Annotated in this window: 13 protein-coding genes; 3 read left to right on the top strand and 10 right to left on the bottom strand. The window is 49.8% G+C overall.

The window, feature by feature from the left end; all coding sequences use genetic code 11:
- Positions 1-40 precede the first annotated feature (40 nt).
- Positions 41-931: a class C sortase gene (locus FO441_RS11150; RefSeq protein ID WP_145290096.1), complete on the top strand. Its 891-nt coding sequence runs from the start codon at positions 41-43 to the stop codon at positions 929-931.
- A complete protein-coding gene (locus FO441_RS11145; RefSeq protein ID WP_186365550.1) occupies positions 924-1,760 on the top strand; it encodes a class C sortase in 837 nt (278 codons plus the stop codon). The genes FO441_RS11150 and FO441_RS11145 overlap by 8 nt, the downstream gene beginning before the upstream one ends.
- A 59-nt stretch (positions 1,761-1,819) precedes the next feature.
- Here the strand turns inward: FO441_RS11145 and FO441_RS11140 are convergent, their stop codons facing one another.
- The gene (locus FO441_RS11140) at positions 1,820-2,920 is read right to left on the bottom strand and encodes a M24 family metallopeptidase (protein WP_237605120.1); all 1,101 of its coding nucleotides are present in this window, start codon (positions 2,918-2,920) and stop codon (positions 1,820-1,822) included.
- A 113-nt stretch (positions 2,921-3,033) separates the two neighbouring features.
- Here FO441_RS11140 and FO441_RS11135 point away from each other — a divergent pair, with 113 nt between their 5' ends.
- Positions 3,034-3,645: a hypothetical protein gene (locus FO441_RS11135; protein WP_145290087.1), complete on the top strand. Its 612-nt coding sequence runs from the start codon at positions 3,034-3,036 to the stop codon at positions 3,643-3,645.
- A gap of 39 nt (positions 3,646-3,684) precedes the next feature.
- Here the strand turns inward: FO441_RS11135 and FO441_RS11130 are convergent, their stop codons facing one another.
- The 9 genes from FO441_RS11130 to FO441_RS11090 all read right to left on the bottom strand — a co-directional run bounded on the left by FO441_RS11130 (position 3,685) and on the right by FO441_RS11090 (position 13,495).
- Positions 3,685-4,236 (bottom strand): sugar O-acetyltransferase, encoded by a 552-nt coding sequence (locus FO441_RS11130; protein ID WP_145290084.1) that lies wholly within the window; start codon positions 4,234-4,236, stop codon positions 3,685-3,687.
- Positions 4,237-4,246: 10 nt separating this feature from the next.
- Complete coding sequence (gene iadA, locus FO441_RS11125) at positions 4,247-5,398, bottom strand: beta-aspartyl-peptidase (protein WP_145290082.1); 1,152 nt, start codon at positions 5,396-5,398, stop codon at positions 4,247-4,249.
- 30 nt (positions 5,399-5,428) lie between these two features.
- Positions 5,429-7,381, bottom strand: coding sequence for a S9 family peptidase (locus FO441_RS11120; RefSeq protein ID WP_145290079.1), 1,953 nt, complete (start codon positions 7,379-7,381; stop codon positions 5,429-5,431).
- A gap of 88 nt (positions 7,382-7,469) precedes the next feature.
- Positions 7,470-8,423 carry a FecCD family ABC transporter permease gene (locus tag FO441_RS11115; RefSeq protein WP_145290076.1) on the bottom strand — a complete coding sequence of 318 codons (954 nt, stop codon included), beginning with the start codon at positions 8,421-8,423 and terminating at the stop codon, positions 7,470-7,472.
- On the bottom strand, positions 8,416-9,291 hold the full coding sequence (locus FO441_RS11110; RefSeq protein WP_145290073.1) for an ABC transporter substrate-binding protein: 876 nt from the start codon (positions 9,289-9,291) through the stop codon (positions 8,416-8,418). The genes FO441_RS11115 and FO441_RS11110 overlap by 8 nt, the downstream gene beginning before the upstream one ends.
- A 69-nt stretch (positions 9,292-9,360) precedes the next feature.
- Positions 9,361-11,007 carry an arginine--tRNA ligase gene (gene argS / locus FO441_RS11105; protein WP_145290070.1) on the bottom strand — a complete coding sequence of 549 codons (1,647 nt, stop codon included), beginning with the start codon at positions 11,005-11,007 and terminating at the stop codon, positions 9,361-9,363.
- A 3-nt stretch (positions 11,008-11,010) separates the two neighbouring features.
- Entirely contained in the window at positions 11,011-11,409 is a 399-nt protein-coding gene (locus FO441_RS11100) for a YwiB family protein (protein WP_145290068.1), read from the bottom strand.
- Between the two features lie 247 nt (positions 11,410-11,656).
- Positions 11,657-12,181: a YwhD family protein gene (locus FO441_RS11095; protein ID WP_145290065.1), complete on the bottom strand. Its 525-nt coding sequence runs from the start codon at positions 12,179-12,181 to the stop codon at positions 11,657-11,659.
- Between the two features lie 12 nt (positions 12,182-12,193).
- Entirely contained in the window at positions 12,194-13,495 is a 1,302-nt protein-coding gene (locus FO441_RS11090) for an HD domain-containing protein (RefSeq protein ID WP_145290062.1), read from the bottom strand.
- Positions 13,496-13,571: the final 76 nt, after the last annotated feature.

Here is a 13,571-nt window from a genome sequence, read left to right as displayed (position 1 = left end):
TCTGCCTTGTTTCTTTTTAAAATGAAACGGGAGGCATAGTATGGCTCAGGAAAAAAAGCAGAACAACAGAAGAAAGAACTTTATTTTCAAATTCATCATTGTACTTATTTTCTTGATTGGTCTCGGGATATTGATCTATCCCATGATCAGTGCGGTCTACTATGACTATCGGGCGAGTGATGAGGTGGATGATTTCAATCAGGAAGTGGAACGTCTGAATGAGGATGATATTGACGCGCGTATGGAAAAGGCGCACGCATACAACCAGTCTTTGACGGGCAACGAGGCTTTGAGCGACTTCTACACGGAAGCGGAAGAGGAAGAAGGACGGGCGATGTACGCTGAGATGCTCGAGGTGAATGAAAAGATCGGCACTGTGGAGATCCCGAGAATCCATCAGGAATTGCCCATCTATGCAGGGACAGGGGAAAATGTGCTGCAGAAGGGTGTGGGACATCTGAACGATACTTCCCTCCCCGTCGGCGGGGAGAATACCCACAGCGTCCTTACTGCACATAGGGGGTTGCCGGATAAAAAGCTGTTTACGGATCTTGATGATATGGAAATCGGTGACGTGTTCTTTGTCCACAATATCAACGAGACGCTGGCATATGAAGTGGATCAGATTGAAGTCATTGAACCGACTGATTTTGAAAAGCTTAGGATTGAAGAAGGTGGAGATCATGTGACATTGCTTACATGTACACCGTATATGGTCAATTCTCATAGGCTCATCGTCCGCGGCCATCAGATCGATTACACCCCTGAAGTCGAGGAGTATCATGAAGCTGCAAAGACGGCGTGGTGGATGAAATTCTTCGATGTCTATAGAAACTACATGATCGGCTTAGGTATCGCACTGTTCCTATTCATCCTGTGGCGTGTATGGAAGCGGAAAAAGGATAAAGATAAGGATGAGAATAATGATTAGGAAACTGGTTGTGATTGCATTATTCCTGATTGGACTATCCATATTCCTATATCCGACCGTCATGAAGTTCTACCACAACTACACCATGTCCCGTGAATCGGAAGCCATGACAGAACAGTTTCAAGTGGATTCGGAGGATCAAAGAGCAGCCTACAATAATTTTGCGCACTATAATGCTACTCTATCGAGGACGGAGGCGATATCCACACCTCCTGTAGAAGTGAGGAAGCAGCAGGCAGGTCGCACATCTGAGAACAAGGAAGGTGTCATCGCCACTGTCGACATTCCTGCACTCGACATTCATTATCCGGTATATGACAAGGCAACGCCGGAGAATCTGGACCTTGGCGTTTCGCGTGTGGACGGTACCAGCTATCCGGTTGGAGGATTATCTTCCAACAGTGTACTGGCAGCCCACTCGTATTCGCCTGACCATGAATGGTTCACCCACATCGACAAACTGGAAGATGGGGCGATTGTCATCATCAACAACTTCAAGGAGACCCTCTACTATGAAGTTGTCGCACGAGAAATCATCACACCTCACGAAGTGGACAAGCTTGCGATACGTGAAGGCGAAGACATGATCACGCTGCTCACATGCACTGTTTCCGGGGAGGACAGGGTACTCGTTTACGCAGAACGTACCTCACCGCCGGCACCGGAAGAAGTACGGAAGCCTGTGACAAGCGGGATTGCTGCGCCTACAATCGAACAGGATAAACATTGGTTGGATGATGTAAAAGTGGTAACCGGCTCTTCCTGGATGATTGCCATTGCACTGCTACTCATCGCGTTGTTCATGGTGCTCTTGAAGAGACGGAAATAGATCTGAATCCAAAGAAGGTACAGCTCACTGAGCTGTACCTTCTTTAAGTCTATATTCTTCTATCCTTCAATCGTGATGCTGTCGATATCCTTAGGGAATTTCGTAAAGACATGTGTCGTATCATCAATGTAGAGCATATCTTCGATGCGTACGCCGCCGAAGCCGGCCTTGTAGACACCGGGCTCGATCGTGATGACGTGCCCATTCTCGAGCTTGTCTGTATTCTGTGCGTCAAGGGATGGTGCTTCATGCAGCCCGAGGCCAAGACCGTGTCCGATACGGTGGGTGAAGTACTCCCCGTAACCGTCTTCCATGATCTCATGGCGGGCGGCTTCATCCAAAGCATTCATCTGCGTGCCGGCCTGTGCCTTCTTGATGCCCGCTTCATTGGCTCTCAATACAGCATTATAGATGGCTTCCTGCTCTTCGGTCGGATCACCGATGATGAAGGTGCGTGTCATGTCGGATACGTAGCGGTCCTTCGTCACGACACCAAAGTCGATAAGCAGGAAGTGGCCTGGTTCGACAGTCGTATCTCCTGATGTACCGTGCGGTAGTGCGGAGTTTTCACCGGTCAGCACAAGAGGTCCGAATGAGACATCGACTGCGCCGTATTCCTTCACTTTATTAAGCAGAAATTCGGCAATTTCCTTCTCTGTTTTTCCAGAAACCGGTTCGTTCACAAGATCGGCCAATGCTTTTTCCGTAATATCGACAGCTTCCTGAAGCTTCTCCTTATCATCGTCGTCCTTTTTGCCACGGAGCTGATTGATCTCCGCTTCTACGGATGTGATCTGGTCCGCCGTATAGTTTTCAAGGAACTTCTGATAGCGATTGTAAGTCACATGCCCGCCTTCGATCCCAATGGTATCTGCGTCCATCAGATGTTCGAATATCTGTCTGAAAGGATCTTCTCCATCGCTGTATGGCAGATGATTGTCCACCGTCGCCTCATCGTTGACCACTTCCTGGTCGAGTTCCGGGAACATCAGTGCCGTATCGTTCGATTTTACATCAATCAGAAGGGCGAGCATCCGCTCGTGTGGTTCGATGAAGCACCCTGTAAAGTAAAATACATTTGTCGGGTCTGTAATGATTACTGCATCCACATCGAGCATGGACGTGAGTTTCTCCACCCTGTTCTTGAATTTCTCTGTCATTTCAACCATCCTTTCTCTTTGATCCGTCATTGCCAATATAACATAGTTCAAGTAAATACTAATTGGGTGACACTTGTGCTAATATTATAGGAACCTTTAAAGGGAGGCATAAAATGTCACCATCTTTTCTACTGAAGATCCATAGGAAACTATACCCTACTTTCCTTATTTCACCCTATATCACCATTCCGCTTCTACTGATATATACACTGATTACCGGCAGCTTCGGTCATCTGCTTGGTGGTGAGCTGTTTACCGGAAACGCCATTTCAAATGTCCCTTTCATCAGCACACTGCTGCTGCGGATCGGCATCCTCACCATATATGTCGCATCCAACCTGCTTTTTCTATACTTCATGATTCGATGGTTCAGAAAGAAACCGATCGGTATATTGTCACTGCTCTCCTACTATACAGTATTTATAACAGTCGTGTTCATCCTGTCCAACTGCCTGTTTCTGCTTGTGACCGCAATCCACCACTTCTTTTATATAGATGAAGCGCCGCTGCTCATCCTTTTCGGCATCTCGCTCGTCATCATCTTTACACTGCTCAATCTGTATCCGGGCTATCTGTTCTACCTGGCCATCCGGCACCGGCCGATCGATACATTCTGGCCGCTGATCCTCTATGTCATCGGCATACATCTCATTACGTATACACTGCTCAGATTTTGGAATGCTGTCGACATCCTCATTCTATGGAATTTTAATTTTATCATATGAAAAAACTGATCTCCGCCTATTGGGAAATCAGTTTTTTTATCATTCCGCTTCAATGGCCCGGATCACCTTGCAGGGATTGCCTGCAGCCACTGTATTTGCCGGCACATCCTTCACCACAACCGACCCTGAGCCGATGACTGAATTCTCACCGATGGTGACCCCTGGATTGACGGTAACATCCGCTCCGATCCATACGTTATCGCCAATGGTAATGGGCTTGCCATACTCGAGTTTCTGTCTTCTCTTCTCCGGATCAATCGGGTGATTGACAGTGATGAGGGAAACATTCGGTCCCAGCAGTACATCGTCACCAATCGTTATTTTGGCAACATCGAGAAAGACGCAATTATGATTGGCATAGAAATTGCGGCCGACTCTGATGTTGATGCCATAGTCGCAGAAGAATGGCGCCCGGATACTGAGCCCCTCGACATGATAGCCGAACAGCATATCAAGCAGCTGTCCTTTATCCCCGCCGCCTGGGTGGTTGTACTGATTCATCAGGTTATCTGCATTATCCCTCAAGTGTACAAGTGTCGGATCTTGCGGATTATAGTATTCACCTTTGAGCATCTTTTCCTTTTCAGTCATTCTGCTCACCTCATTCATCAAAAGTTGATCTTACGGTTACGCTGCCGTTCTCAAGCAGTACCTTTCCTTTTGCAATGACCCGATCAAGCTGGTATTCATCATCAAATAGCAGCAGGTCAGCATCATACCCTGCCTTCAGATTCCCTTTTTTATCGAGTTTAAGCACATCTGATGGATGTTTTGTCACCAGACTGAATATCTCTTCAGGACTGAACTGTTCAGATTTCAAAAGCATCTGGATGTTTTCAAGCAGTGCTTTCGGACGGGCCACAGCCATATGAGTGAGGCGGCCTGCTGCATTGAAGACCGGCAGACTGCCATTGCCGTCGGAAGAGAGTGTCAGTCTTTCCATATCACCTTCAGCCTGCTGGAACATAAGAAGATGCGAAACAATGTCGTCATCTGCAGTCATATCGACATAGGCACCTTTTCTGGATAGATGAGCGGCATCTTCAATCAGTGCCTTTGTGCGGTTGATGTGGGTCGGATAGATCTTGTCAGCAGGAATATCGTAATCGTCGAGCAGTGCATGCAGCAGACTGAGCTTCCCCTCGCCAGGTCCAACATGAAAATGGGTCACACCGGCCTTGCCGGAAGTAAGTCCGCCGATTCTCGTGTCGGCAGCCACCTTTGCCAGTTCGTGCACACTCGGCTGGCCGGAACGATGGTCTGCAATGGCCACTTCGGCTGTACCGATCACCTTGTCGAGCAGATAGATGTCCTTCTGGATATCTCCGGTCACAGTCGGTACCGGCACATGATAGTTGCCGGTATACATATACGCCGTCATGCCCTCCGTATCCAGTGCTTTAGCTTTTGCATAGAGAGATTCCAGATGACGGCTCGTCTTGTCGGTGCCGATCAGCCCGACTGCCGTTGTAATACCCGCTGCAATGAAGTCCTTGATATTCGTTTCCGGTGTCCGCGTATGATAGCCGCCTTCGCCACCACCACCGATCAGATGGACATGCGGGTCGATCAGGCCGGGTGCAGCAATCTTTCCGCTGCCGTCAATGATTGATATGTCGAGACCCAGCCTTTCATAGTCCTCCACATTGATTTCCCGGGAAATTTTTTCAATGCGGTCATTGAAGATGACAATGTCCTTTACTCCCAAAGGTTCAGGCGCATAAACATATGCGCCCTTCACTAATGTAATCACTATTTTGCCCCCTATACTGCGTTATCAAAATCAGTCGAGGTATTTTTCGAACCAGTCGACGAGATGCGTCAGGCGCTCGATTCTCAAATTCGGCTTTCCTGTACGGGATAGGTTGTGGTCCGCTTCAGGGAATCTGACAAATTGCGTCTCCTTCTTCTGGTACTTGAGTGCGATGTACAGCTGTTCCGCCTGTTCAATCGGGCATCTGAAATCGCGCTCGCTGTGCAGGATGAGCAGGGGTGTGTTGATTTTATCGACGTACTTGATCGGCGAGTGATGCCACATCTTGTCGATATCACTGAACTCCGCCTGGATCTGCCAGTCCGTAAAGTAATAGCCGATATCCGACACACCGCGGAAGCTGACCCAGTTGCAGATGCTGCGCTGTGTCACGGCTGCCTTGAAGCGGTCCGTATGGCCGACGATCCAGTTGGTCATGAAGCCGCCATAGGATCCGCCGGTCACACCGAGGTTATCCTGGTCGATCCAGTCGTACTGCGCTGTAACATAGTCGACACCGGCCATGATGTCCTTGTAGTCGCCCCCGCCATAGTCGCCCCTGACGGCATCCACAAATGCCTGGGAATAGCTGTGGGAACCTCTTGGGTTTACGAACAGTACGGCATAGCCTTTTGCAGCAAGCACCTGCATCTCATGGAAGAAGGAATTGCCGTAGAATGCGTGTGGTCCGCCATGGATATTGGTAATCATCGGATACTTGTTGCCTTCAGTGTATCCTGCCGGTTTCATGAACCAGCCATGCACTTCTGTACCGTCTTCGCTGTTGAAAGTGATATCTTCCGGATCCACAAGTTCCGTCTCATCCACATATGCCTGATTCACATGCGTGAGCTGTTCAAGCGATCCGCCATCAAAGTCATACTTATAGAGTTCACTTGGAGAAGTATGTTCCGAAATTGCGAGCACTGCATACTCTTCTGTCGCATCCATGCCGAATATATGGTGACGTCCTTCAAGCAGCGGCTTGATTGTCCCATTCGTAGTGCCTTCGTACAGGTTGACACTGCCATCATCGGAAACAAGGAAGACAAAACGGTCATTCGATACCCACTGCGCCGGGTTGCCTTCGACCGACTGCTGTGTATCCGCCGCAAGAGAGTCGCCGACCGGCTTATCAAGCCCTTCGGTAATATGCGTCTTCTCTCCTGAATCGATATTATAGAGATGGAGTGCGCCATGTGTCGCATTTTCATACTCCCGGCTCATCTCGACAATCAGCAGAGACTTTTCGTCCGGTGAAACAGCCACTTTCATGATGCCGCCTTCTTCGGAAGGGATCTCCTTCGGTTCACCGTCACCCTGCCTGATATACAGTGTCTGATTGAAGTTGAAGTCCGGATCATCACTTCTATCGGTCGAATAGATCAGCGTATTACTGCCGATGGTTTCATGGAGTGTGAAGTTCTCCTCCCCTTCAAGCAGTGTCTCTACCGATTTCGTATCCACATCGATGACTTTCACCTGCTGGTACTTCTCCTTGAGCAGTCCCACGCTGTCCGCCTTGTACTTCATGCGGTCGATGATGACCGGCTCCGGCTTCTTATTCTTATCGTCTTTCGACTCATCTTTTTCTTCCGCGTCCTTTTCAACCGATACGTGATAGTACACTTTTGTGCCATCCTTTGAAAATTCAGCACTGCTGACGCCTGATTTTTCTTTAGTCAGCTGCATCCGTTCCCCACCGGTTGTGCGGAGCAGAAAGACTTGCGGCTTGTCCTCCACCTTCGCAATGAACAGCGTCCACTGTCCATCTTCCGAATGCCTGACATTCGATAGCCGCTCCTCCTGATATGTAAGCTGCTGCAGGGATTCATCCTGAATCCGGTACAGATTGGTAATATAGTCATTCTTCTCTTCGTCGAGATGCGTCACCAGTGTCGTGACCTGCTGCCCTGCACTCACTTTAGGCGAAGATACCGATCTGATTTTGAAAATATCACTTATGTCTACTTTTTGTGCCACTATGATTCCCCCTCGATTATGAAAAAACTGAATTTACAGCCTTTTCACTATTTTATCATGAGGCCGGGCAATTGCCTACTCCTCCGGACTACCGGCGGGAGACAAGCACCCTTTTATACATGAGGAAAATAAAGAGCGGTACTGCGGAAATCATCACCATGACACCGGTCGGAATCTGGATGGGTGCGATGATGGTACGGCCGACGGTATCCACAATAATGATGTAGAGCGCACCGTAAAGCGCAGAAAGTATGAGCAGCGGGCGGAACATGAGTGGTCTGAAGTACAGGATCATCTGGGGCACGATGATGCCGACAAGCGCCACCATGCCGGTAAAGCTGATGGCGACAAGCGGTGGGATGGAGGCGGTGATGAGCAGCAGCGGGCGGACTTTTTTCACGTCCACCCCGAGACTGTACGCTCTCGCATCTCCAAGGTTGAGCAGGTCGAGTGCACGGCCGCTGCGATGGAGTATGATGCCGGATAGTAAAGCCAGTGCTGCTGTCAGCAGCAGTACTTCATAGCTGGAACCCGAAAGGGAACCGAACATGTAGCGGGCAATCGACTCCGTCTGGGCGGGGGCAATCAGGACGATGATATATAGCACACCGCTCATCATGGCACCGAGCAGGACGCCGATGATGATCAGTGTTTCCGGACGGTAGGCTGTATCAAGACGCCTTGCAGCCGCCAGTACGATAAAAAGTGCCAGTAGCCCGGCAATAATGCTGAAGAGCGGCCGGGCGAAGAGCGGCAGTGTGGTCGTGACGGCAGCGGCACTGCCAAGAACCGCTGCGTTGGCCATGCCAAGCGTAAAACTGTCCGCCATCGGATTCCGAAGGACGACCTGAAAAACGACACCACTCATTGCAAGTGTCGCCCCGAGCACTGCTGCAGACAGCACGCGGGGCAGCCGGATGTTGAAGATGATGTTCTGCCATTGGGTGCGTGTCAGTTCGAAAAGGTCGGCCGAACCAATGAGAAGGCTCAAAGCCGCAGTCATCAGGATGACCAGGAAAAGTACTGCTGCATGCCTATTCATAGACGCAGCGGCCGACCGCCTTCAGTCCTTCGGCGATTCTTGGACCCGGACGCGACAGCAGATCGGGCGAAATATTGCATTGGTTTTCCGCTTCACTGATGGCAAGCTCCGAGAATCCGGGTGTATTTTCAATGGATTCCGCAAGTGCCGCGTCTTCCATGCCCACGATGGATATCAGCGTGTCGGGATTGCGTTCAGCGACATCCTCCGCACTGACGGCCGGATATCCTTCCAGGTCCTCAAATGCATTGTCGATGTATATTTCGGACAGTGCATCTGAAATGAACGTGTTGCCCCCTGCAGTGTAGAGTTCCGGCTGAGGCGAAATATGAACGAAGGCGTCAATGGATTCGGCACGGTCTTCAAAGATGCTGCTCTGTATGTTGATGTCCCGTTCAATACTTTCGTTCAGCCGCTCGGCAGCCGTTTTTTCATTCAGAAACTCGCCGATATTGGTAATCGATGTATAGATATCTTCGATGGACTCGGCATCGTCGACCACCAGCACTTCAGCCTCAGTCGCCTCTGCCACACGGTCCAGTATGTCTCCATAGACGGATTCGGCAGATTCATGTGCCAGAATGTGCGTCGGTTCAAGACTGATGAGCGCCTCTTCATCGAGCTCGAATGCGTTCAGTTTCATCAGATCGGTATTATCGACAATCGATTCCGGATAGTCATCCTCTGTACTTACAGCGACCAATCTGTGTTCAAGTCCCATTTCCACAACGATTTCGGTATTGCTCGGAATCAGCGAGACGATGCGCTGGTTTTCAAGCGGTGTATCTTCAACACCTTCCTCGACCGAATTGCATCCCGCCAGTATGAACAGGAGTGAGAGTACAAAAACTGCCAGTTTATTATTCATATCCGTCACTTCCTCAGTTGTTTTCTATCGTAATATGTAAAACCCCCGCCATCAGGCAGGGGCAGTGGATTACATCTGTTCCGGGGCAGAGACGCCGATCAGTCCAAGTGCATTTTCAAGCGTCTGCCTTACCGCCTCGATCATGAGGAGGTAGGCGGCGGTCTTGGCTGCATCGTCCGTCAGTACTTTATCTGCATTGTAGAATTTATGGAACGCCCCGGCAAGTTCCTGGATATAGTTCGGTATGCGGTGTGTCGCACGATTTTCTGCTGCACCTTTGACAACATTCGGGAAATCAGCCAATTTCTTCAGCAGTTCAAGCGCCTGGTCATGCACGATCACATCAAGGTCGGCACCTTCATCCAGCGTGTGGCCGGAACTTTCAGCCTGACGCAGGATGGAGCAGATGCGTGCATGGGCATACTGTGCGTAATAGACCGGGTTGTCGCTCGATTCGGATTTCGCAAGTTCCAGATCGAAATCGAAATGCGTGTCCGCACTGCGCATCGCCAGGAAGTAGCGGCTGGCGTCGACACCGATCATATCGATGATATCGCGCAGTGTGATGGCCTTTCCTGTACGCTTGCTCATCTTGACCTCTTCGCCATTTTCAATGAGACGTACCATCTGCATGATCTGGATCTCAAGGCGTTCCGGTGATTCGCCGAGTGCACCAAGTGCCCCTTTCAGGCGTTTGATGTAGCCGTGGTGGTCTGCACCGAACAGATTGATCAGCTTGTCGTAGCCGCGCTTGACCTTATCATAGTGGTAGGCAACGTCCGGCATGAGATAGGTGTATGTCCCGTCCTGTTTTCTGAGTACACGGTCCTTGTCATCGCCGAAATCGGTCGTTCTCAGCCACAGTGCCCCATCCGCTTCATACGTGTAGCCATTTTCGGTCATCTTATCGAGTGCTGCGGTCACTTCATTCTTCTCATAGAGGCTTGTTTCACTGAACCAGCTGTCGAAATGCACGTTGAAATCGTGCAGATCCTGCTTCAGCTTTTCCATTTCGAAATCGACGCCCATCTGGCGGAACATTCTCACACGGTCTTCTTTTGATGTTTCGAGCAGTTCAGGCGACTCCTTTGCGAGCCTTTCGCCGATCACCTGGATATCCTTGCCCATATAGCCATCTTCAGGCATATAGAGCTCCTGTCCGAGTGCTTCAAGATAGCGCGCTTCGATGGACAGTGCGAGATTCTCGATCTGATTCCCTGCATCATTGATGTAGTATTCACGTGTGACATCGTATCCGGCAAATGCCATGACGTTCGCCAGTGTGTCACCGACGCTCGCATTTCTGGCGTGCCCGATGTGGAGGTCACCCGTCGGATTGGCACTGACATACTCGATCAGTACCTTCTGCGGGTTCTCGGCTGCTGTGCTGCCATAGCGTTCTTTTTCATCAAGCACTTTATTGATGATGCTCGTCAGCGACGCCTCATCCATCTTGAAGTTGATGAATCCGGGTCCTGCGATATCCACGGACTTCACACTGGCTGCATCATAGTCGAGATGATCGATGACCGCCTGGGCAATCTCCCTCGGATTGCGCTTCGCTTCCTTTGTAAGCACCATGGCGATATTGGTTGAAAAGTCTCCGTTCGCCTTCTCTTTTGGTACTTCCACCTTGACCGGCGGTACGGTTTCCACCAGCCCGGTGCTTCTAACTGCTGCTTCGATTGCTGTTTTCAGCTGCTGCCTCAAATCCATCGCTTACCCTACTTTCCTGATTTTATAGTGATAGTTTCCAAGTTTGCCATCCAGGTCATACAGTTCGTAGTGGATATCGATGGCGGATCCTTCGATATCCAGTGCCGTCGTCATGATGCGGAAATGGTGCTTGCCTGCCGGGGATTCATAGAATGTGTCCGTCGTCTCCCCCTGCCGGAAATGAAAGTTCATATTGATGATGCCCCGCCGCTGGATCTTGATGTAGTCCGAACCGACACGGACGACGACATCAATTTCATACTCATCGAGCTGCTCCGTGTATCGGAGATAGCGGTCATTCCGTTCTATCACTTCAGCTTTGACTGTCTGCTCATAACGTTTTCTATCGCCTGCCATATCTACAACCTGATTGATCTTGTATACTGCTTCCTGTCTTTCCATTTTATCACCTGCAAGTAAGATAAATTATAACATACCGCCTCTATGTAGACTATGTCCATATACGGACCGTTCCCCTTATATTCCTGTCTTTTGACCATACCCTCATGGGAGAAAAATAAATAAAAAAAGTGACCAGGATCTCTCCTGGCCACCGTGTCCTAGCTATAGCATGTATAACTAGTTTCATTTTATATTTCAGAAAAGCAATCTGCAATCGTTTTCGGCCTTTGACACAATACCGTCACATTTAGTCATGCTTCATCTCTTCCTGCAGTGCAGTCGAGTTGTCCCATATCTCTCTATTGTGGGACTGGAGGAATGACTTCAGCGAGGAACGGCTTTGTGGATCCATTTCGTTCAGGTCGATCTTGCCCTTCATGGAGCGGTCCATCATGTTGACGTGCTCCGGCATGAGCTTGTAGCCGCGGCGCTTCGTCCGGTTGACCATTTCAAAGCATGCTGCCACACCGCTATAGACGGGGCCCGTCTTCAGGCGTTCGACGGTCACCCACACGAGCCAGTATGATTTTGCATCTTCGCCTTCGACTTCCGACTTGTCGGTCACCCATTTGACGCGCCGTTCGACCTCTGCACGCGCGTGCAGTCCGCCCATATCTATGAAGACTTCCTGGGTGTCGACCGCCACGTAGACCGGTGCCACATTCTCAAGGCTGATCGAGCCGATATTCTGGCCCTTGTGCCCATCGAGCGGGTCATTATTGATGATATTGAATTTGAATCCCGGCTTCTTATCATTAGAGTCGTTCGTCATATTATCAAACTCCTATGCCAATTCATTAAGTAGATTTATAATTTCGCCCTTTGTTTCAAGGTCTTCTATCTGAAGAATCTTCTCTTTCGGGTAATAGAGCTTCGAGTCCATGCGATGGACACCAGTGATGCTGTGGATGATTGCCGACTGTGTACTGATTTCGCGCAGTTCCCCATTGTCGCGTTTCAAGTGGATCGGCCTGCGGTTGCTTTTCGATCCCGGCCGGTCGTAGTCGTACGGCAGATCGGAGTAGGAATCGCTGAAAAAGTAGTACTCCGGCGGAATGCCGGCTTTTTCAAACAGCGCCTCGAGCTCCGATATTGTAATGACCGAGCCATCAAACGGCAAGTACTTGAACAGGTCGCGATTGACGAAACGGTGGGCAAGGTCGCTCAGTATTTCATCGTCTTCATGAATCCACTCCTGCAGATAGAAATTGACGACCATCTCGTCGAGACGCAGGTAGTCCTCGACGGTCACATCCCCTGCGAAGAAAGGAATGAAGTACTTCGGTGCCTGCTTGAATTCGTAGCCATCCTCGTGCAGATACTTGGCACGCTTCAGCGCAAGATCAAGCAGCACCTCCCCGCCTCTTGAGACAGGATGGAAGTAGATCTGCCAGTACATCTGATAGCGGCTCATCAGGTAGTCCTCGACTGCATGCATGCCGCTTTCCTTGATGATGACCTCTTCCTTGCCTGGACGCATCACACGGAGTATGCGTTCCATGTCGAAGTTGCCGTAGCTGACACCGGTATAGTAGGAGTCTCGCTGCAGATAGTCCATGCGGTCGGCATCGATCTGACTTGAAATCATGCTGATGACGAGTTTATTTTCATGCGTCTTGTCGATGACTTTCGCGACTTCAAGCGGGAAGTCCACACTCACCTTTTTCAGTACGGCATTCACTTCCGTATTGCCGAGAATGATTCTGCGTGTAAATTCCTCATGATCCGTATCGAAGATTGTCTCGAAGCAGTGGGAAAATGGTCCATGACCGAGGTCATGGAGCAGCGCTGCAGCCAATGCCAGCAGCCGGTTTTCATTATCCCACTCTTTGAACTCCCTGAAATTGACGACCATGCGCCGCACAATTTCATATACACCAAGCGAATGATTGAACCTTGAATGCTCTGCGGAATGGAAGGCCAGATATAATGTGCCGAGTTGTTTGATCCTTCTCAGCCGCTGAAATTCCTTTGTCTTGATCAGATCCCATATCACCTGATCGCGTACATGAATATATCGATGTACCGGGTCTTTGAAGACCTTTTCCTCTACAAGCTGCTTTTTTCCATATTCACTCACTGTCATCCGAACGGCCTCCCTTATCACTATAATATCATAAAAAGAAGGGTTACCAAAGATAGGCAACCCCGCATAGGTACTG

Origin of the sequence: Salinicoccus cyprini (assembly GCF_007713705.1) — a bacterium.
Taxonomy (GTDB): domain Bacteria; phylum Bacillota; class Bacilli; order Staphylococcales; family Salinicoccaceae; genus Salinicoccus; species Salinicoccus cyprini.
The sequence above is the reverse complement of the archived record's forward strand: the minus strand, read 5'-3'. Positions and strand labels throughout refer to the sequence as shown.

Coding starts and splice junctions, on each gene's coding strand:
- FO441_RS11150 (WP_145290096.1), top strand. CDS start 41: ATGGCTCAGGAAAAAAAGCAGAACAACAGAAGAAAGAACTTTATTTTC.
- FO441_RS11145 (WP_186365550.1), top strand. CDS start 924: ATGATTAGGAAACTGGTTGTGATTGCATTATTCCTGATTGGACTATCC.
- FO441_RS11140 (WP_237605120.1), bottom strand. CDS start 2,920: ATGACAGAGAAATTCAAGAACAGGGTGGAGAAACTCACGTCCATGCTC.
- FO441_RS11135 (WP_145290087.1), top strand. CDS start 3,034: ATGTCACCATCTTTTCTACTGAAGATCCATAGGAAACTATACCCTACT.
- FO441_RS11130 (WP_145290084.1), bottom strand. CDS start 4,236: ATGACTGAAAAGGAAAAGATGCTCAAAGGTGAATACTATAATCCGCAA.
- FO441_RS11115 (WP_145290076.1), bottom strand. CDS start 8,423: ATGAATAGGCATGCAGCAGTACTTTTCCTGGTCATCCTGATGACTGCG.
- FO441_RS11110 (WP_145290073.1), bottom strand. CDS start 9,291: ATGAATAATAAACTGGCAGTTTTTGTACTCTCACTCCTGTTCATACTG.
- argS (WP_145290070.1), bottom strand. CDS start 11,007: ATGGATTTGAGGCAGCAGCTGAAAACAGCAATCGAAGCAGCAGTTAGA.
- FO441_RS11100 (WP_145290068.1), bottom strand. CDS start 11,409: ATGGAAAGACAGGAAGCAGTATACAAGATCAATCAGGTTGTAGATATG.
- FO441_RS11095 (WP_145290065.1), bottom strand. CDS start 12,181: ATGACGAACGACTCTAATGATAAGAAGCCGGGATTCAAATTCAATATC.
- FO441_RS11090 (WP_145290062.1), bottom strand. CDS start 13,495: ATGACAGTGAGTGAATATGGAAAAAAGCAGCTTGTAGAGGAAAAGGTC.